This window comes from Kitasatospora sp. NPDC057904 (assembly GCF_042887925.1).
GTDB lineage: Bacteria > Actinomycetota > Actinomycetes > Streptomycetales > Streptomycetaceae > Kitasatospora.
In genome coordinates, this window is the sequence record NZ_JBHVOL010000001.1 from 536,802 (window position 1) to 555,431 (window position 18,630).

The 18,630-nt window shown below is 73.7% G+C and carries 22 protein-coding genes; 4 read left to right on the forward strand and 18 right to left on the reverse strand.

Annotated elements, in window-relative coordinates:
- Positions 1-135: 135 nt before the first annotated feature.
- The 17 genes from ACFVSN_RS02605 to ACFVSN_RS02685 form a co-directional block, all read right to left on the reverse strand.
- Positions 136-240, reverse strand: coding sequence for a DUF6893 family small protein (locus tag ACFVSN_RS02605; RefSeq protein ID WP_380397724.1), 105 nt, complete (start codon positions 238-240; stop codon positions 136-138).
- Complete coding sequence (locus ACFVSN_RS02610) at positions 234-740, reverse strand: hydrogenase maturation protease (RefSeq protein ID WP_387603864.1); 507 nt, start codon at positions 738-740, stop codon at positions 234-236. The genes ACFVSN_RS02605 and ACFVSN_RS02610 overlap by 7 nt, the downstream gene beginning before the upstream one ends.
- Positions 737-2,101, reverse strand: coding sequence for a hypothetical protein (locus ACFVSN_RS02615; RefSeq protein ID WP_387603861.1), 1,365 nt, complete (start codon positions 2,099-2,101; stop codon positions 737-739). Before ACFVSN_RS02615 ends, ACFVSN_RS02610 begins: the two co-directional genes overlap by 4 nt.
- Positions 2,098-2,742: a DUF6084 family protein gene (locus ACFVSN_RS02620; RefSeq protein WP_387603858.1), complete on the reverse strand. Its 645-nt coding sequence runs from the start codon at positions 2,740-2,742 to the stop codon at positions 2,098-2,100. The genes ACFVSN_RS02615 and ACFVSN_RS02620 overlap by 4 nt, the downstream gene beginning before the upstream one ends.
- Positions 2,739-3,386, reverse strand: a complete 648-nt coding sequence (locus ACFVSN_RS02625) for a DUF5947 family protein (RefSeq protein ID WP_387603855.1) — start codon at positions 3,384-3,386, stop codon at positions 2,739-2,741. Before ACFVSN_RS02625 ends, ACFVSN_RS02620 begins: the two co-directional genes overlap by 4 nt.
- Positions 3,383-3,850: a thioredoxin gene (locus ACFVSN_RS02630; RefSeq protein WP_387603852.1), complete on the reverse strand. Its 468-nt coding sequence runs from the start codon at positions 3,848-3,850 to the stop codon at positions 3,383-3,385. Before ACFVSN_RS02630 ends, ACFVSN_RS02625 begins: the two co-directional genes overlap by 4 nt.
- On the reverse strand, positions 3,847-5,634 hold the full coding sequence (locus ACFVSN_RS02635) for a nickel-dependent hydrogenase large subunit (RefSeq protein ID WP_380435253.1): 1,788 nt from the start codon (positions 5,632-5,634) through the stop codon (positions 3,847-3,849). The genes ACFVSN_RS02630 and ACFVSN_RS02635 overlap by 4 nt, the downstream gene beginning before the upstream one ends.
- Positions 5,635-5,734: 100 nt before the next feature.
- Positions 5,735-6,790: a hydrogenase expression protein HypE gene (locus tag ACFVSN_RS02640; RefSeq protein ID WP_387598059.1), complete on the reverse strand. Its 1,056-nt coding sequence runs from the start codon at positions 6,788-6,790 to the stop codon at positions 5,735-5,737.
- Between the two features lie 132 nt (positions 6,791-6,922).
- Entirely contained in the window at positions 6,923-8,614 is a 1,692-nt protein-coding gene (locus ACFVSN_RS02645) for a hydrogenase maturation protein (RefSeq protein ID WP_387598062.1), read from the reverse strand.
- A gap of 370 nt (positions 8,615-8,984) precedes the next feature.
- Positions 8,985-9,428, reverse strand: coding sequence for a hypothetical protein (locus ACFVSN_RS02650; RefSeq protein WP_387598065.1), 444 nt, complete (start codon positions 9,426-9,428; stop codon positions 8,985-8,987).
- A gap of 6 nt (positions 9,429-9,434) precedes the next feature.
- Positions 9,435-9,920: a cupredoxin family copper-binding protein gene (locus tag ACFVSN_RS02655; RefSeq protein WP_387598067.1), complete on the reverse strand. Its 486-nt coding sequence runs from the start codon at positions 9,918-9,920 to the stop codon at positions 9,435-9,437.
- A gap of 87 nt (positions 9,921-10,007) precedes the next feature.
- Positions 10,008-10,823, reverse strand: a complete 816-nt coding sequence (locus ACFVSN_RS02660) for a ferritin-like domain-containing protein (RefSeq protein ID WP_387598070.1) — start codon at positions 10,821-10,823, stop codon at positions 10,008-10,010.
- Positions 10,820-11,656 (reverse strand): ferritin-like domain-containing protein, encoded by an 837-nt coding sequence (locus tag ACFVSN_RS02665; protein WP_387598073.1) that lies wholly within the window; start codon positions 11,654-11,656, stop codon positions 10,820-10,822. Before ACFVSN_RS02665 ends, ACFVSN_RS02660 begins: the two co-directional genes overlap by 4 nt.
- Positions 11,657-11,801: 145 nt before the next feature.
- The gene (locus ACFVSN_RS02670; protein WP_380435260.1) at positions 11,802-12,167 is read right to left on the reverse strand and encodes a DUF488 domain-containing protein; all 366 of its coding nucleotides are present in this window, start codon (positions 12,165-12,167) and stop codon (positions 11,802-11,804) included.
- A gap of 111 nt (positions 12,168-12,278) precedes the next feature.
- Positions 12,279-12,659 carry a cupin domain-containing protein gene (locus tag ACFVSN_RS02675; protein ID WP_387598076.1) on the reverse strand — a complete coding sequence of 127 codons (381 nt, stop codon included), beginning with the start codon at positions 12,657-12,659 and terminating at the stop codon, positions 12,279-12,281.
- A gap of 88 nt (positions 12,660-12,747) precedes the next feature.
- Positions 12,748-13,185 carry a hypothetical protein gene (locus tag ACFVSN_RS02680; RefSeq protein ID WP_380435262.1) on the reverse strand — a complete coding sequence of 146 codons (438 nt, stop codon included), beginning with the start codon at positions 13,183-13,185 and terminating at the stop codon, positions 12,748-12,750.
- A 79-nt stretch (positions 13,186-13,264) separates the two neighbouring features.
- Positions 13,265-14,308: a LuxR C-terminal-related transcriptional regulator gene (locus ACFVSN_RS02685; RefSeq protein WP_387598078.1), complete on the reverse strand. Its 1,044-nt coding sequence runs from the start codon at positions 14,306-14,308 to the stop codon at positions 13,265-13,267.
- Positions 14,309-14,469: 161 nt separating this feature from the next.
- Here ACFVSN_RS02685 and ACFVSN_RS02690 point away from each other — a divergent pair, with 161 nt between their 5' ends.
- The 4 genes from ACFVSN_RS02690 to ACFVSN_RS02705 all read left to right on the forward strand — a co-directional run bounded on the left by ACFVSN_RS02690 (position 14,470) and on the right by ACFVSN_RS02705 (position 16,383).
- Positions 14,470-14,655, forward strand: coding sequence for a hypothetical protein (locus ACFVSN_RS02690; protein ID WP_380491019.1), 186 nt, complete (start codon positions 14,470-14,472; stop codon positions 14,653-14,655).
- A gap of 5 nt (positions 14,656-14,660) precedes the next feature.
- A complete protein-coding gene (locus ACFVSN_RS02695; RefSeq protein WP_380435265.1) occupies positions 14,661-14,873 on the forward strand; it encodes a response regulator transcription factor in 213 nt (70 codons plus the stop codon).
- Between the two features lie 83 nt (positions 14,874-14,956).
- A complete protein-coding gene (locus ACFVSN_RS02700; protein WP_380491017.1) occupies positions 14,957-15,601 on the forward strand; it encodes a LuxR C-terminal-related transcriptional regulator in 645 nt (214 codons plus the stop codon).
- The gene (locus ACFVSN_RS02705) at positions 15,601-16,383 is read left to right on the forward strand and encodes a thioesterase II family protein (RefSeq protein ID WP_387598082.1); all 783 of its coding nucleotides are present in this window, start codon (positions 15,601-15,603) and stop codon (positions 16,381-16,383) included. The genes ACFVSN_RS02700 and ACFVSN_RS02705 overlap by 1 nt, the downstream gene beginning before the upstream one ends.
- Before the next feature lie 7 nt (positions 16,384-16,390).
- Here the strand turns inward: ACFVSN_RS02705 and ACFVSN_RS02710 are convergent, their stop codons facing one another.
- Positions 16,391-18,625 carry a pyridoxal-phosphate dependent enzyme gene (locus tag ACFVSN_RS02710; protein ID WP_387598085.1) on the reverse strand — a complete coding sequence of 745 codons (2,235 nt, stop codon included), beginning with the start codon at positions 18,623-18,625 and terminating at the stop codon, positions 16,391-16,393.
- Positions 18,626-18,630 lie beyond the last annotated feature (5 nt).

Sequence of the window (18,630 nt, forward strand, 5' to 3'; positions counted from 1 at the left end):
TCCCTTCCCACGCCCGGCGGCAACGCGCCCCATTACAGGACGCGGTGGCGGCGCCGACCCGTAGCCGCGCCGCCACCGCGTCCGGGGCTGCACCGTTCGCAGCAATCCGCGCCCCGCGCGCAGCTCACGTGCGCGTCACATGCGCGAGATCCTCAGGTACCGCTTGAGGTCCGGCAGGCTCTGCCAGACCAGCGCGCCGATCCCGGCCAGCAGGGCGGCGCAGAACAGTTTCCTCAGCATGGTGTCGTCTCCTTCTCCGGCTGCGCGGCCTCGTCCACGACCCGCAGGACCACTTGGACCGCCTCTTCCACGGCGGCGGCGACCGGGGCGCTCAGCCCGATGCCCTCTTCCAGCGACGCCGGCTCGCAGCCGACCACCAGCACCCGTCCGGGCGGCTCGCCGCCGGTGCCCGCGGCGAGCGTGGCGAGCAGGCCGAGCACGGCGTCGGGCCCCATCCGGTGCCCGTCCAGCAGCGGCGCCTCCAGCGGCTCGGCGGCCGCCTCGATGAGGTAGACGGTGCCGGGCACCCCGCCGCGGCAGGTGGCGTCCACCAGCACGGCGGTCCGGTAGCCGTCGAGCAGCCGGTAGGCGAGGTCCACGCCGCGCACGCCGACGTCGACCACCTCGACGCCGTCCGGCACCGGGTGGGCGGCGAGCCGCCGGACGGTCTCGACCCCGAAGCCGTCGTCGCCGAGGAAGATGTTCCCCACCCCGGCCACCAGCACCTTCGGGCCGCTCACGACTCCTCCAGCGGGGTGACCTCGTCGGGCTGGAAGTAGCGGAAGCGCCCCTGCGCCCGCCACAGGTCCGCGCCCGGGTCGTCCTCCACCGTGACGGCCAGGTGCACCGAGCCGTCCACGTCGTGCAGCACGGCCTCGACGACGCCCGTCCGCCCGGCCAGGAACAGGTCCTGGGCGTCGGTGCGGCGCCGTCCGGGCCGCAGCAGCACCCGGCTGCCGGCGGCGACGGCACGGCCGTCGACCAGCACCTCGTCCCGCTCGGGGTCGACCGCCGGATCGTTGCCCGGGTCCCACCAGGGCTGCTCCGCATCGGCGGAGGAGATCTCGCGCAGCCCGCGGATGGCCCCGTGCAGGCGCTCCAGCACCTCGGGCGGCATCGACTCGGCGAGGTCGATCACGGCACCGGCCCGTTCGTCGGTGCCCCGCGCCTCCCGCTTCTCCTCGTCCGTGAGGGCCGCGGTGCGCAGCGCGAGGATCTCGTCGATCTCGGTCGCGTCGTACAGCGTGCCGAGGCTCTCCGGGGCCACCCGCGGGTGGTCCTCCAGGATGATCGGCGAGGAGAGGATCACCTTGCACCCGCCGTCCGCTCCGGCCAGGACGGGCCACGTCTGCTCGTTGCGGCACCGCTCGACGGCCGCACGCGCCCACTCGGGCGGGTCGGTGACCGACAGGAACCGGCCGTGCTCCAGCCCGAGCAGCAGGTGGGCGGAGACCAGGGCGCGCGGCAGCGCCTCCTCACGCGGTGTGCGCCGGCGCGGCATCCAGGTGGACGCGTTCTCCACGACGGCCGTGAGGCGCTGCGCGCGGTAGGGGCCCGGCAGCTCCTCGGTCCTCAACCGCACGACGCCGTCGACCTGTTCGCGCCGCCGGACGAGGCGTCCGACGGCGGTGCCGTCCTCGCGCAGCAGCTCGGTCTCGCCGACGCCCGGCAGGCGGAACCCGTGCTGTACCCCCTCGCCCATCAACTCCTCGACCGGCACGAGGAGTTCGATCCGCTCCTCGACGGCCTCGTCCCACTCGACGAGCACCCGGTCGGCCAGCTCCAGCCGCTCCACCGGTTCGAACCCGCCGGTGGCGGTGGCCTGTTCGACGGTGCGCCGCTGGACGCGCAGGAAGCGCAGCTCGACCGCGAGCCGGTCGTCCTGCCGCGCCTCCATGACGCACTCGGTGCGCTGGTGGGAGTGCTCGCCGCCCTGCGCGGTGTACTCCGGCGGCACCAGGACGCCGAACTGCCAGCGCAGCCGGTTCTTGGCCGCCGAGGCGCGGTACGGGTAGAGCACGTAGCCCTCCAGCAGCACGGCGTCGGCGATCTGCCGCGCCCCGGCGAAGCCGCTCTCGATCGATTCCGGAAACCCGCTCACCGGAGCGCCTCCTCGACGGCCGCCGCCGCGAGCAGCTCGCGCACCGTCGCCTCCCACGAGGGCAGGGCCCGCCGGGAGCGGTAGGCCAGCAGGTCGTCCATCACGTCGTCGGGCAGGCGCAGCCAGGCGCAGCCGGGGAAGTGCTGGTCGATCGCCTCGCGCCAGACCCGCACCGGCATCCGCACCCGGGCCTCCTTGTCCCAGGGCACGGGGGTGACCTGGAAGCCGCCGGGGCCGGCGAAGGCGGTGCCGGAGAAGAGCAGCAGGAGCGGCACCTCGCCGCCGTCGAGCGCCCGGAAGTAGCGGGCGGAGGCCACCTCCAGGTCGTAGCTGCACGGCACGGCGAGATCGGCCTCGGTCTCGCCGGTGAAGCCGGGCACGAGCAGCGGCACGGTGGCGAGCTGGATCGGGTTGAGCGTGGTCGCCCAGCGCTCCCGCTCGCCGAACAGGTCGCCCAGCCGCCCGCCCTCGGCCTCGGCGTACGACCGGCGGCCCGGTTCGATCCGCAGCTGGCACTGGAGGGCGAGGGCGTGCACCCGGGTGTCGGCCGGCGCCGTGATGCGCAGCCGGAACACCAGTGTCGGCGCGGCCGCGTACGGGTCGGAGCGCACACCGGTGCACGCGAAGCCGAGCGGCATCATGCCGTCACCTCCGTGGGCAGCGGGCGGGCCCGGTCGGCGAGCCGGCCGAAGAACGCGTCGAGTTCGGCCCGCGCCTCGGCGCCGCCGTCGAAGCCGTGCCAGCACAGCCGCAGCCGGCCGACCAGCTCGTAGCAGACGTCGATCGGCACCAGGTAGCACTCGACGCGGCCGTCGGTGCGGCGCAGCAGCAGCGCCTCGACGTCGGGTTCGAGGGCGGCGGCCAGTCGGCTCCCGCCGAGGACGCGCTCCCAGGCGTCCTCGTCCAGCTCGCTCTCGGTGGCGCCGGCCGGGCCGGGGTAGAAGGCGAGGAGCTGGTCGAGCACGGCGTTGCGGAACAGGAACGCGGTGCCGACGGGGATCCCGAGCACCGACCACAGCCGCTCGTCGACAGCGCCGTCCGGGTCGGCGAGGTAGCGGTCGGGCACGGTGCGAAAGCGCCCGCCGGCCGCGCCGGGCTGCTGGAACAGCAGGCCGCACGCGGTGCAGGTGCAGGCCAGGGCGCGCTCCTCGACGTCCACCAGGTGGCGGTGGCCGGGCGGCAGGTCGCGGCCGCAGAAGCCGCACTGCTCGGGGCGCGGCGGCGCCGGCTCGCGCAGCCGGCGCAGCAGGGCGGTCCCGTCCCGGGAGACCCTCCGGGTGTTCATCGCGCCTCCGCGGGCTGCTGCGGGCGGGCGCCGATCTGGAGCAGCTGCGGGGCGCGCTCCAGCTCGACGGCCGTCACCTCGGGGGCGTGGCAGGCGAGGACGGCCTCGACGTCCTGGTCGGAGCAGCCGCAGCCGGAGGCCGTCCGGCGCAGCCGCAGGGCGCCGGTGGCCGGTTCGAAGCCGAGCACCTCGACCCGCTCGGGCAGGGCCGCGAGCGCCCGGTCGATCCGGGCGGTCACGTCCTCGGGGTGCAGGTCGTGCAGGAGCAGCAGCCCCGCGACGGCGGGGTCGTCCAGCATCCGCTCCAGGGCGGGCGGGGCGAGCGCCGGCACCAGCCTGGCCAGGCCCTCGCCGTAGAACTCCATGAGGTCGCGCACGAGTTGCTCGCCCGCCTCCTCGGCGCCGCTGCCGGCCAGGGCGTCCAGGGCCTCCTGGATCCGCAGCCCGGTCTGCTCGGCCGTCATGCGGTGAGCCCGCTCAGGCCGGTGGGCACGTGCATGGTCTGCACGGTGCGCCCGCCGCCGACGTACATGTGCACGCCGCAGGGCAGGCAGGGGTCGAAGCTGCGCACGGCGCGCATGATGTCGATGCCCTTGAAGTTCTCCGGGGAGTTCTCCTCGAAGATCGGCGTGTTCTGCACCGCGTCCTCGTACGGGCCGGGCGTGCCGTAGCTGTCGCGCACGCTCGCGTTCCACGGGGTCGGCGGGTACGGGTGGTAGTTGGCGATCTTGCCGTCGCGGATGACCATGTGGTGCGAGAGCACGCCGCGCACGGCCTCGGTGAAGCCGCAGCCGATCGACTCGTCCGGCACCTCGAAGCGCTCCCAGGTCTGGCTGCGCCCGGCGCGGACCTCGTCGAGCGCCTTCTCGGCGAAGTGCAGGGCGGCGGCGGCCGCGTACGCCTGGAAGTAGGTGCGGGCGCGGTTGCGCTCGATGGCGTTGCTCCACTGCGGGATCTTCCACTCGAAGGTGACCTCGGGCTTGGTCATCGAGCGGGGCAGGTTGATCTTGACGCTGTGTCCGGTGGCCTTGATGTAGCCGATGTCGACGAGGCCGGACAGCGCGGTGGACCACAGGCGGGCGATCGGGCCGCCGCCGGTGTCGAGGGCGAGGTGGTCCTTGCCGTCGAACCAGCGCGGGGACATCACCCAGCTGTACTTGTCGTCGAAGTTCCGCTTCTGCGGCTGCGGGATGGTGTGCTGGTTCCACGGGTGGCGCGGGTCGACCGGGTTGCCGAGCGGGTCGTGGGTGACGAACAGCTCCTTGCCCTGCCAGTCCTCGTAGTAGGAGCTGCCGAGCAGGATGCGGATGCCGAGGTTGATCTGGGTGAGGTCGTTGGTGACGAGCTTGCCGTCCACGACGACGCCGGGGGTGACGAACATCCGCCGGCCCCAGTCCGTCATGTTGCGGTACGTGAAGTCGCAGTGGTCCGGGTCGTTGAGGCTGCCCCAGCAGCCGAGCAGGACGCGGCGGCGGCCGACCTCCTCGTAGCCGGGCAGCGCCTGGTAGAAGAAGTCGAAGAGGTCGTCGTGCAGCGGCACGACCTTCTTCATGAACTCGACGTAGCGCATCAGCCGGGTCAGGTAGTCGGTGAACAGCTGCACCGTCGCGACGGTGCCGACGCCGCCCGGGTAGAGCGTGGAGGGGTGCACGTGGCGGCCCTCCATGAGGCAGAACATCTCCCGGGTGTAGCGGCTGACCTGCAGCGCCTCGCGGTAGAACTCGCCCTCGATCGGGTTGAGCGAGCGCATGATGTCGGCGATCGTCTTGTAGCCGTGGTCGCGGGCGTGCGGGGCCTCGGTGCGCTCGGCCAGCTCCAGGACGCCCGGGTTGGTCTCCTTGACCATCTTCTCGCAGTAGTCGACCCCGACCAGGTTCTCCTGGAAGATGTTGTGGTCGAACATGTACTCGGCGGCCTCGCCGAGGTTGATGATCCACTCGCCCAGGTGCGGGGGCTTCACGCCGTAGGCCATGTTCTGCGTGTAGACCGAGCAGGTGGCGTGGTTGTCGCCGCAGATCCCGCAGATCCGGCTGGTGATGAAGTGCGCGTCGCGCGGGTCCTTGCCGCGCATGAAGACGCTGTAGCCGCGGAAGACGGACGAGGTGCTGTAGCACTCCGCGACCCTCTTCTGCTTGAAGTCGATCTTCGTGTGGATGCCCAGGCTGCCCACGATCCGGGTGATCGGGTCCCAGGACATCTCGGTCAGGCCGCTGCCGTCGCCGGAGGCCCTGGTCGTCGGTGTTGCCATCGTGTGTGTCGTGCCCTTCTGTCGTGGCCTGCTTGGGTGGGGAGGTGGGCGGGGCGGCGACGGGCCGCGCACCCCGGGCGGGGTGCGCGGCCCTCCGGCGTCACCAGGGCGGGCGGTAACCGGTGGTCAGCTGGCGGCCGGTGTGGCGCCACTTCGGTTCCTTGTCGACGGTGCTCTGCGTGATCGCGCGCAGCCGGCGGATCACCGTCCCGTACACGCCGCTGGCGCCGGTGGAGACGCGCGAGCCGGGCGGCGGGTCCATGAAGGGCATGAACTTGTCCGGGAAGCCCGGCATCGTGCAGGCGATGCAGATCCCGCCGACGTTCGGACAGCCGCCGACGCCGTTGATCCAGCCGCGCTTGGCGACGTTGCACTTGACGACCGGTCCCCAGCAGCCGAGCCGCACCAGGCACTCGGGCGTGCCGTAGTCGGTGGCGAACTGGCCCTGTTCGTAGTAGCCGCCGCGGTCGCAGCCCTCGTGCACGGTGGCGCCGAACAGCCAGGCGGGCCGCAGCTTGTCGTCGAGCGGGATCATCGGCGCGGAGCCGGCCAGCTGGTAGAGCAGGTAGGTGAGGGTCTCGGCGAAGTTGTCGGGCTGGATCGGGCAGCCCGGCACGCAGACGATCGGCAGCCCGGCCTTGGACTTCCAGTCCCAGCCGAGGTAGTCCGGCACGCCCATGGCGCCGGTCGGGTTGCCGGCCATCGCGTGGATGCCGCCGTACGTGGCGCACGTGCCGATGGCCACCACCGCGGTCGCCTTGGGGGCGAGCCGGTCCAGCCACTCACTGGTGGTGATGGGCTGGCCGGTCGCGGGGTCGTCGCCGAAGCCGCACCAGTAGCCCTCCTTCTTGATCTTCTCGTTGGGGATGGACCCCTCGACGACCAGCACGAACGGCTCGATCTCGCCGCGCTCGGCCTTGAAGAACCACTCGACGAAGTTGTCCGCGCCCTGGACCGGGCCGCACTCGAAGTCGATCAGCGGCCAGTGCACCGCGACCCTGGGCAGGCCGGGCAGCGCGCCGGTGACGATCTCCTCGATGCTCGGCTGCATCGCGGCGGTCAGCGAGACGGAGTCGCCGTCGCAGCTGAGGCCCGCGTTGATCCAGAGAATGTGCACCACGTCGGTGTCGGTTGATGCAGCTGTTGCAGCACCCATGAGGATGCCTCCTCGGGGATGGGAGCCGGACGAAATGGCTCAAAGACAGTCATAGCAACCGTTCGGATCGAACGCCGGTCCGGAGAGCCGTGCGGGTCGCCCGGTGGACGCAAGCCGGCTGGGCCGTTCGGGTCACGTCCGGGCGAGGAGGCCCGCGGGCGCGGGGCGCTTGCGGACGAACGCGGAGCGCAGCGCGTGGTACGGCGATTCGGGTGTGAAGAACTGCCGGTGCATCACCGCGAGCTCCTCGGCCCGGTAGGCGGCCAGCGGCTTCTTCCGCTCGTCGGCCTCGCGGACGGCCTTCTTCTCGGCGATCCGGCGCTGCGTGCCCGGCGAGGCGGCGAGCAGCCCGGCCAGGTGGGCCGCGGTCGGCCCGAACTCCTGCGGGCCGCAGGCGAGTACGCGGTCGACCAGGCCGGCCCGCTCGGCCATCGCCGCGGACAGCGGGAGCGCCTGGCGGGTCAGCCGCTCGGCCTCGGGGGCGCCCACCCGCCGGGGCAGGGTGTACGTCCAGTACTCCGACCCGTACAGGCCCATCAGCCGGTAGTGCGGGTTGAGGACGGATCCGCCGCGGCACCACACCTCGTCCGCCGCCAGGGCGAGCATCAGGCCGCCGGCCGCCGCGTTGCCCGCGACGGCGGCGACCACCAGGCGGTCGGTGGTGGTGAGCACCTCGGCCACGAGGTCGTCCATCGCGGTGATGTTCGCCCAGGACTCGGCGGCCGGGTCCGGGGCGGCCTCGATGACGTTGAGGTGGATGCCGTTGGAGAAGAAGTCCCGGCCGCCGCCCAGCACCAGCACCGAGGTCGGCCGCCCGAGCGCGAAGCGGTACGCCTCCCGCAGGCGGCGGCAGTGCTCGGCGGACATCGCGCCGCCGGGGAAGGAGAAGCGCAGGAAGCCCACCGGGCCTTCCTCGCGGTAGCCGATGTCCGACCAGGCGGGCTCGTCGTCCCCGCCCGGCATCAGCGGCGCCGGCACCTCGGGCAGCGCGGGCAGCAGGGCGCCGAGCGCCGTCACGGCCGGGAGCTTGAAGGTCGCGGGCCCGCCGGGTGTGCGCCGCCGGCGGAGTTCGGGGATCCACACTGCGCCGTCCGGAGTAGCCCGGCACACCGCCCCGGCCCGGGTCGCGAGGAGGTCGCCGGGACGGCCGCGCAGCTCCGGCTCGGGGTGCCCGCCGTGCAGGTACCACTCGCCGCCGCACAGCTCGTCGAGCACGCCGGGCTGCGAGTCCGCGGCGCGGAGCCGGCGCAGCACCTCCTCGGTGGAGTCGTCCGCCCAGTCGATCCGGCGCTCCTCCTGGCGCAGGACGGACCGGGTGCGCACCGGCGCCCGCCAGCCGGACCCGTGCTGCGGCTGCGGCGCGTACGTGCCGGAGGCGACGCGTTCGACGGCGAGCAGCGCGGCGGCCACGGCCGCGTCGGAGACCTCGTTGCGGTACAGGTCGCTCTTGCCGCGCGCGGGCAGGCGGCACGGCGCCCAGGCCCAGACCGGCCCGGCGTCCATCTCGGCCTCGGCCTGGAGCACCGTGACGCCCCACTCGGTGACGCCCTCCTGGACCGCCCGGTCGAGCGAGGACGGGCCGCGGTCGCCCGGCGGGCCCGGATGGACGATCAGGCAGGTGGTCTCCGACCAGACGTCCGGCGGGACGGCGGTGCGCAGCATGGGCGCGAGGACCAGGTCGGGCCGCAGGCGCCGAACGGCGGCGCGCAGGTCGTCGTCGTCCCCGGCGAGGTGGACGTCCACGGTGTGGCGGCGGTCGCGCAGTTCGGCGTGGAGCCGCTGGCTGAGGCTGTTGAACGCGCTGGCGAGGAGCAGGATCCGCATATCCGCCTCCGGTGGGGTGAGCGTCCGGGAACCCGGCGATCATCGCCCCGGCCCCGTCCGCCCCCGGCCGCGCGCCCGCCGCCGCGCCGCCCGTTCACCCGAACCGCCGCCGTCGCCGCCGCTGCCGCCCGGCCGACGTGGAGGTGGCCCACCCCCGGGGAGGTGGGGCGGGCCACTGGTCGGCTGATTGCGGGGTTAGTGACGGGTGTGCACCTCCGCGGACGGGTTTCATGAACATGTACAGACAACGTGTACGGACAAGAAGCCTCATCGCGGTCGGCCCGGCCCACAACGGCGTGCGGAGGCGGGCAGGGCGCACTGGGGCGCGGCGGGGCGCCTCCGAAGCGCGCGCCGGCGTGGGGCGCGGCCCTCACGACCGGGGTCGGGGGCGGCGTCGTCGGCGGTCCAGCAGCAGCACGGTGAGGGCCGCCGTGGCGACCCCCTCGGCCCAGACGGCGAGCGTCTTGTCGGTGAACCACACGGGCTCGTACATGTTCGGCAGCGGGCCGATGGCGCCGACGTCCACGTAGCGGTAGAGCAGCAGCGCGCCGAGCCCGGAGGCGGCGACGGCCCACGCGAAGGCGTCGCCGGTGCGGTGCCGCCACAGGAGCAGGAGCAGCGCGGCGAGGCTCGCGGCGGCGGATTCCAGGCGGAACAGGGTGCCCTGGCTGAGCGAGTCGCCGATGGCGTCGTACTGGTCGGCCAGCCGGGCGTGGACGGCCGCGTCGATCGCGAGTCCGGCCGCCGCCGCGAGGCGCAGGACGAGGTGGGTGAGGCTCCGGCCGCGGCGGCGGCCGGGTGCGGGGGTGTCCATGGTGCATCAGCCAACGGTGAGGGTGCCGTGCATGAACGGGTGGATGCTGCAGATGTACGGATGGTCGCCCGTCTGCTGCGGCGCGGTGAAGGTCGCGGACGCCCCCGGGGCGATGTTCCCGGTGTCGAAGGACTTGTCGGAGGCGGTCAGCGTGTGGGTGGTGGAGTCCTGGTTGACGACCGTGACGGTCTGACCGGGCTTCACGGTGAGGGAGGCCGGCGCGAACGCGAAGTTCTTGATCGTGACCTGGAGCGCGCCGGTGCTGGTGGGTGCGGGCGTGGCGGCGGAGGCAGACGCGGTGGCACTGGCGGTCGCGGTGGCGCTCGCGGTCGCGGTCGCGGTGGCACTGGCGCTGGCACTTGCACTGGCGGCCGGGGAACTCGCCGCGCTGGTGGTGGTGTTCGCGGGCTTGCTGGAGCTGGAGCAGGCCGCGAGACCCACGGAGAGCAGCAGGGCGGCGGCAGCAGCCAGGAGGGGCCGGGTTCTGGTCACGTACGGGCTCCGTTTCGGGTGGGTCGGGTGGAGGGGTGGGGCGCGCGCCCGGGGTGTCGGGTGGGCGCGCGCCGGCTCGTGGTGTCGTCAGACGGTCAGCAGGTCCGGGCTGGCGGCCTTGTCGGTGGGCAGGAAGTCGTCGGGCACGGGGTACTGGCCGAGCACGTAGTTCAGGATCGCCGCGTGCATGGCCTCGACGGGGGCGATGCTCGCGGCCGTCGCGATGCCGGCCGCACCGGTCACGTTGTACGTCGCGAAGAGGTAGGTCTGGGCGGCCTGGTCCTCCAGTTCGAGCGCGAGTTTGGCCACGTCCCCGACCGAGGCCGCCTTGCCGAGGGCCGCCATCGTGTCCGCCTGGTTGGACAGCGGCACGTCGTTGATCGCGGGCAGTCCGGCGCCCGTGAGGACGGCGTTCCAGGCCTTGGCGTGGTCGGCGTGCTGGTTCATCGCGGTGGTCACGAACGTCGCGACCGCCGGCGGCACCGTGCCGAGCTTGCCCGCGCCCGCGGCGTCCAGCGCGGCCTTGTAGGCGCCGACCGCCTGGTTCTCCAGCGCGACGGCCAGCGCGACGACCCGCAGGTCCCCGGTGTAGCCGCCGGACGCCGACGGCGAGCCGGACACCGCACTGGCCGAGCCGGCCGGACTGGTCGGCGCCGGCTCCTTGACGCTCTTGCTGCCGGAACACGCCGCCAGCGTGAGGGCCGCGGCCACGCCGCCAGCGCCGAGCAGGAACCGGCGCCGGCCAGGATCGGCCGGGACCGAGGCGCGGAGCTCTTCCCCGAGGTCGCGCGCGGAGGCCCGCATCAGCGGCAGCGTGGCCCGGTGGGCCTCGTCCATCTCCCGGGTCAGGCGGGCGAGTTCGGCCTCGCCGAGGGCGGGCTCCCAGGTGCGGTCGGCGGTCACTGGACGGCCCCTTCGGTGATCGGGGAGGCGCTGTCGGTCTTGTAGAAGGCGTCGGGGAAGCCCACGCTGCCGGCCGCGGCGGGCAGCTTCGCCGGGTCCACCGGGATCGTGATCAGATCGGCGGCGTTGCCCGCCAGCAGCGCCTGCACGGCGAGCAGCACGGCACGGTGCTGCGCCTCCACCGGGGCGACGGAGGCGAAGAGCTTGCGCAGGTCGGCGCCGGAGACCTGGCCGACGTTCTTGGTGTACGTCTGGGCGGCGACGTCCTCCAGCGTGATGGCGAGCTTCACCACGTCGGCCGGCGTCTTGATGGTGGGCAGCGTCTGGTCGACCACCGCCTTGTACTTCGGGTCCGGGCCGGTCTGCGCCTTGCCGCCGCCGGCGGTCGCGGCGGCGTTGAAGGCCTGGGCGTGCGCCTGGTGCTGCTCGGTGGTCTTGGCGATGAACGCGGCCACCGTCTTGTTGCCGTCCTTGATGAACGGCAGGCCGGCGGCCGTCTGGTAGACGCTCACCGCCAGGTTCTCCAGCGCCGCGGCGGTCTGGAGCGCGCGGATGTCGTCCGCCGTCACGGCGCCGGAGGCGGATCCCGACGGCGACGGCGACGCCGAGGGCGACGGGGAGTCCGCCGCCGCCCGGGCCGTGCCGAGCAGGCCCGCCCCGCCCACCAGGGCGGCGAGCGCGCCGCCCCGCCACCACGGCCGCGACGGCCCGGCGGCCTCCGCGAAGCCGCTCAGCGCGCCGCGGGTGATCCGCATCGCGTCGCTGTTCAAGTCCTGTGACTGCTCGGTGAGTTCGTCCAGCAGTCGGGTGTCGATGCGCTCGTCGGCCATCATGTCCCGTCTCGGTCCGGCGACCCGGCCGGATGCCGGACCGCTTTCCCCTGCCCTTCGGTACGAGCGCGGCCGCGGCTCGGTTCAACGCCCCGTTTGGCCCGTCTTTTCCTTCGTGCGGGTGGGGGCGAAGGAGCGCGGTTGACGGTCATCGCCGCGTGCCGCCGAGCCACTCGGCGAGGACGGCGGCCTGGCTGTGGTCGACGTCCCTGGTCGCGGTCAGGAGCGTGAGACCGCCCCCGGCGGCGAGGTCGCGCAGGTGCCCGGCCGCCTCCCGGTGCTCCGTGTCGCGCAGCTCGGCGCGGTAGCGGCGGCGGAACTCGGCGAACCGGCTCGGCTCGTGCCCGTACCAGCGGCGCAGGCCGGTCGACGGGGCGACGTCCCGCAGCCACTCGTCGAGGTGCGCGTCCTCCTTCGTCATCCCGCGCGGCCAGACCCGGTCGACGAGCACCCGCCGCCCGTCCTGGGGCGAGGACTCCTCGTAGATCCGCCGGTAGGCGACTCGTGCGGCCATGACGGGACCCTCCCGGTTCTGTCCGGACACCGGTCTCCACGAGAACCCGCGACCACGCCCGTCCACAAGCGGGGCACACCCGCGCGGGCGTACCGCGCGCCCGTCAGCCCCTCACCGGACGTCCTTCGGCGCCGGGCGGACGGACAGGCCGGGGCGGCGGCGGTGGACGGTGAGGTAGACGAGGCCGTCCGGGCCCGCCGAGACGGCGCGGCGGGCGCCGTGCGGCAGCCAGGCCGTGCAGCCGGGCGCCAGGACCTGCCGGCCGGCGGCCGTCTCCAGGTGGCCGCTGCCCTCCAGGACCTGGACGAGGACGTCGAGGTCCGGCTCCACGTGGGCGGCGACCTCGGCGTGCGGGAGCAGGCGGATGACGTTCGCGTCCAGCTGGCGGCCCTCCTCCGCGAGCCGCCACAGGGCGCCGCCGCGGTCGGCGGGGGCCCGGTCGAGCAGGCCGTCCAGGCAGGTGAGCACACCGGGCCGCGGGTCGGACGTCAAGGCTTCCTCCTGCGGACGGGCGGGCGCGACCGGATGGGCGCCCGTGGATTCTACGGAAGCCCGCAGGTGGCAGGTGGACGTCGTCGCCCTAGGCCTGTGCCCCCTCGGCTTCGGTGACGACGAGGACGACGTGCCGCGCGTCGTCGCTGTGGACGGCGCTGGACCGGTAGCCGGGCGGGACGTACAGGGCCTCGCCGCTCAGGGTGGAGACCTCGGCGGCGGGGTCCCCCGGCGAGCGGAGCGTCCAGCGGCTCGATCCGGCGGACTGGATCACCAGGAGGTGGCCGGAGGGCGGCCGGGGGCCGGCGGCGTGCTCGACCCGCCAGCCCAGCAGGGCCGTGAGGCCGTCGGCGACGTACCTGGCCAGCACGGTGTCCGGCGGTCCGCCCGTCCCCCGTGGAACGACGGGCTCGTTCTCGGGCCAGACCAGCCCGAAGGTGCGGGCGAAGTGGGCGTCCAGGAAGAGCGCCAGCTCCTGGAGGTAGGGATCCTGCCCCGGGCGCTCGCTCAGGCGTTCCCAGTCCACGTGTCGTCTCCTTCGGCGGTACCGCTCACCCCGCTGATGTCGGGATGTCAAGCATGGTGCATCGGCGTGTCGGACGGCATCACGGTTTTCGGGTATCCGGCCCTCGGGTATCCGGCTCCCGGGTGTCCAGCAGGCCCGCCCGGCTGGCGGCGACGCCCGCCTGGAAGCGGCTGTCGGCGCCGAGCCGCTCCAGGATCTCGGCGATGTGCCGGCGCGCGGTGCGCAGCGACATGCCCAGCCGGCGCGCGATCGCCTCGTCCTTCATCCCGTCGGCGAGCAGGCGCAGGATCGTGCCGTGCATCTCCCGGGCGACGGCCTCCATCTCGCGTCCGGTCGACTCCTGGAACGGGGTGGCCTGGCCCCAGGTGAGTTCGAACATCTCGTACAGGTAGGCGACGGTCGACGGTTCGCGGATGACCGTGGCCCCGAGGCCCGGGCCGGTGGAGGGGAGGAAGGCGGTCTCGCGGTCCATGATGATGACCCGCCCGGCCAGTTCGTGCGTGGTGCGGTACTCGGCGCCCAGGGCGGAGGCGGCGGCGACGTAGGCCTGGCTGGGGCCGTTGAAGCGGGCGGTGTGGTGGTAGAGGGTGCGGATGCGCACGCCGCGCTCCAGCATCGCCCGGTCGCGCACGAGGGCCTCGGACATCGCCTCGGGGAGCCGGGCGCCGCCGCCGGGCTGGCAGGAGACCACTTCGGTGGTGCACTGCTCGCCCAGCCGGTTGAGCAGGAAACGCACCTCCGCGAGCGTGGGGATCACCTCGATGCCCGCACCGGTCTCCCGGCTCTCCGGGAAGAGCGTGGAGAACTCGTCGTACCGGCTGCGCATTCGGGCGATGTCGTCCTGGCGCTGCCGGATCTCCGCCTCGACGGGCGCGGCGCGCCGGAAGAAGGCCGCGTCGGGGGACACCACCCGCAGCGCGTCCTGCCGGGCGCCGGCCGGCGCCAGCAGTCCCGTGTCGAGGAGTCTCTCGACCGCGGCCGCCACTCCGGACGGGGCCAGTCCCGTCGCCTGAGCGACGACCACCGGATCGTGGGCCCCGGCGAACCGGTTCTCCGCGAACCATGCGTAGACGGACAGGTCGGATTCCTGCCCCTGACCTGGTTCGGCCCGACGCCCTGTCACATCGTGATCACTTTTGTCCATGTTTACACCCACACCCCTTTGTTGCCAGGCACGTTGATGAACGGCTCCAAGCATGTCGGCGATCTTCGATGCCCGCCAGAGTGAGGCCACCGCCCCTTCAGCGGATGGGGCGAATACCAACGAACCACGGGAGACACCCCATGAAGCGCATCGTCCTCACCACCGTGGCGCTCCTCGCCGCCGTCGCCGCCTGGCTCCCGCCGACGGCCTCGGCACGCGCCCACGACGGCCACACCACGACCGCCCAGCGCAGCGGCCCCACGCCGTCCGCCCCGTTCACCTGCCCGCCGCGCACCCGCTGCAACGACACCTCCTGGGGAGGCTGAACCCCTTGTTCACGACGCGGGAGAGGGAGATCCTCGACCACCTCGCGCACGGCCACACGTCGCGGGCGATCGGCCGCCTGCTGCACCTGAGCCACCACACCGTCGAGACCCACATCCGCAACATGCGGGCCAAGAGCGGAGCCAGCAGCCGCACGCAGCTGCTGGCCATCGCCCTCGGGCTCGACACCGCCGGGCCCGCCGGGCCCGGTACGGGCTGATCCGGTCCGCATCCGAAGCACCGACCGGCGGGACGCCGGCGTGCCGGGAGGACCACTCCGGAGAAAGGGGATGTCACGGACCGATGGAGATACCGATCCTGATTTGTGCGGGCCAGCCGCTGATGCGCAGCGGACTCTCCTCGGCCCTCGTGGCCGAGCCGGACTTCCGGGTGGTCGGCGAGACCGCGGACGGGAGCACCGCCAGCGCGCTGGCCCGGGAGCTGAACCCCGCCGTCGTCGTGGCCGACTACGAACTCGCGGACATGACGGGCATCGAGCTCGTCCGCGACCTCCAGGGGCCGAGCCGGCCGGCCCCCCGCACGCTGCTCATGACACCGGCCGAGGACGACGCCGTCCTGGAGTCCGTCCTGGCCGGCGCGACCGGGATCGTCACCCGGAACACCCTGGCGGAGGACTTCCCCCAGGCGATCAGGGCCATGGCCGCCGGCCACTCCTTCCTCTCCCCCGACATCGCGGCCCTGCTCCTGAGCTGGGTGCGCGACAGACGGCCCGCGCTGTTCCCGGCGCTCGGGCTCAACCTCCTCACCTTCCGCGAACGCGAGATCCTGGCGCTGCTGGCGAACGGGATGTCCAACGCCGAGATCTCCAAGCGGCTCTGCATCGTGCAGTCGACGGTCAAGTTCCACGTCTCCCAGCTGCTCAGGAAACTCGGCCTCCGGGACCGCCTCCAGGCCGCCGTGTTCGCCCACCAGAACGGTGTCATCTGATGCTGCGACAGAACCGTGACCACGGCGCCCGCTGGCTGCCCTGGACCAGGACGACGACAACGGGTTCGCCCCGCCTCTACTGCCTCCCCTTCGCCGGCGGGGCGGCACGGTTCTTCCGCCCGTGGACGGCGGCCGCCCGGCCGCTCTCCGTCGAGGTCGTCCCGGTCGAACTGCCGGGCCACGGCACCCGGTTGCTCGATCCCCCGCTGACCGACATGGCCGCCGTGGTGGACGCGCTGTGCGAGGAGGTCCTCCGGCGGGAGAGCGGGCCCTACGCGATCCTCGGGCACAGCATGGGCGCGAAGATCGCGTACGCCGTGGCCGAGGAGCTGGAGCGGCGGCCGGGGGCCACCCCGCCGGCCCGGCTCTTCGTCTCCGGGGCCCTGCCGGCCTCGGCCGCCGAGCCGAAGCCGCTGCACGGACTGCCGGACGCGGAGCTCCTGGCGGAACTGTCCGCGATGGGCGGCACGCCTCCCGGGATCCTCGCCAACGCCGAGCTGATGGAGCTCATGCTGCCGGTGATCCGGGCCGACCTGACCCTGTTCGAACGGTGGCGGGCGCCGGCCGGGAGCCGGGTCGCCTGCCCCATCACGGCGTTCGCCGGCCGGGACGACCGGGTCGTCCCGGTGGAGCCGACCGCGGGCTGGGCCGATCACACGTCGGCGTCGTTCGCCCTCCACGTCCATCCCGGCGGGCACTTCTTCCTCCGGGAGGAGATGGACCGGATGCTCGGCCGGATGGCGGCCGAGCTCCACGGACGGCCCGCGCCGGAAGCGATGTGACGGATCGTCACTCCTCTTCCACGCCGACCTCGATCAGTCCGGTCACCTCGGTCAGCGCGCGTCCGACCTCCTCCGGCGAGGAACCCACCGCGATGACGTGGCCCAGCCGGTCGTAGGCGCTCTGCGGCGGCCGGACCTCGCGCCCCGGCGTCCCGCTCACCACGACCCGCTCCACGCCCGGCACCCGCCCGGCCAGCGCGACCCCGTCCACGCCGGTCAGTCGGCCCGGCCTCGGCGCGGTCAGGAACCGCAGGCCGGCCCGGCGCGCGTGACCGGCCGACAGGTTCAGCGGCAGGCCGGCGGCGGCGCGGATCTGCTGCTCCAGCAGGTCGATCCCGGTGGCCGGGCGGATCAGCTCCGGGATCATGCCGCCGGCCAGCCGTCCGTTGACCTCGATGACGGCCGGGCCGTCGGCGGTCAGCCGGAGCTCGACGTGGGCCGGGCCGCGCTCGAAGCCGAGCGCCTTCAGGGCTTGCCGGGCGGTGTCGGCGATCCGTCCGGCCAGCGCGTCGTCAACGTCGGCGGGGAAGAGGTGACCGGTCTCGACGAAGTGCGGCAGCGGGCTGACGGTGCGCTGGGTGACGCCGACACAGCGCGCCTCGCCGTCCACGCCGAACATCTCCGCGCTGAACTCGGGCCCGTCCAGGTACTGTTCGACCAACACCGCGCCCGCCGTCCGCTGGCCGCGGACGTTGTGGGTGACGGCGAGCAGCCCGGTGGCGTGCGCGACGGCCGTGGCGGCGTCCTCGCACCACAGCACGGACTGCGAGCCGGACTCCCCGACCGGTTTGACGACGCAGGGCAGCCCCACGGCGGCGACGGCGGCCGCGGCGCCGTCCGGGTCGGTGACGACCGCGAACCCGGGCTGGTGCACCCCGGCCTCGTCCAGCGCGGTGCGGGTCAGCGCCTTGTCGCGGCAGCGGGCCATCGCCTCCGGCGGGTTGCCGGGCGTGCCCAGGGCGGCGGCGGCCCGGGCGGTGTGCTCCAGGTAGAACTCGCTGGTCGTCGTGACGCCCGCCACCCGGCGTCCGGCGCTCACCCGGGCGACGGCCTCGTCCAGCGCGGCCTCGTCGTCGGTGTCGCAGACCTCGACCCGGCAGCCGGTGGCGGGCAGGTCCGGGTAGCGCGCCGCGTCCTTGGTGAACAGCACCGGCTCCAGGGCGAGCCGGACGGCGGTCCGCAGCGCGATCATCCCGGTGCCGGTGGTGTTGGACTCGACGAAGAGCAGCAGCCGCCGGTCCCGGCGGGGGATCCGGGCGAACGACCAACTGGACACCGTGGCGCCGTACTCCACCTCCTCGGGGGCCTCGGCCACGGCACCCCCGGGGGCGCTGTCGGCGTAGACGCTGTCCACGTAGCGGTCGCCGCGGTCCGGCATGATCCCGACCAGCCGGGTGCCCGGCTCGGCGCGGGCCGCGAGGTGGGTGAGGACCCGGTAGACCGAGCCCGAGGTGTTCCCGCCGAAGATCTTCTGCTCCCGGGCGAGCCGGCGGGTGGCGTCGAAGGCCTCGTCGTCGGAGAGCCAGTGCACCTCGTCGAGGACGCGGTAGTCGATGTTGTCCGGGAAGAGGCTGTTGCCGAGCCCGCCCTGCCGGCGGGTCGGGCGGTCCGGCTGGCCGAAGAGCACGCTGCCCACGCAGTCCACGCCCACCACCGCGACGCCGGGCAGGCGTTCCAGCAGCGCCTTCGACGTCCCGCAGAGCGAGCCGCCGCTGCCCACCGCCCCCACCAGGACGTCCACCGTCCCCAGGTCGGCGAGCAGTTCGCCGGCCAGGCCGCGGTAGGCGGCGGGGTTCTGCGGGTTGCTGTACTGGCGCGGCCAGAACGCGCCGGGCAGGCCGGCCATCAGCTCGGCCAGGCGCTCCAGCCGGGCGCTCTGCCAGCCCTGGCCGGTCATCGTCTCCACGACGTGGACCTCGCAGCCCAGGGTGCGCAGCTTGGCCAGCGTGACGGGGTCGATGCGCGGATCGGTGACGATGTGCACGGGATGGCCGAGGTAGGTGCCGACCAGGGCCACCCCGAGCGCCATCGTGCCCGAGGAGCTCTCCACGATCGGCCCGCCCTCGGCCAGCGCGCCGGTGCGCCGGGCTTCGAGGATCACCTGCCGGGCCACCCGGTCCTTCATCGCGAAGAGGTTCTGCATCTCCAGTTTGGCGAAGACCTCGACGCCGTCCGGGGCGTCCACCCGCAGCCGCACCGCCGGGGTGTGGCCGATGCCGTCGATGACCGATTCCTGCCGCATGTCGG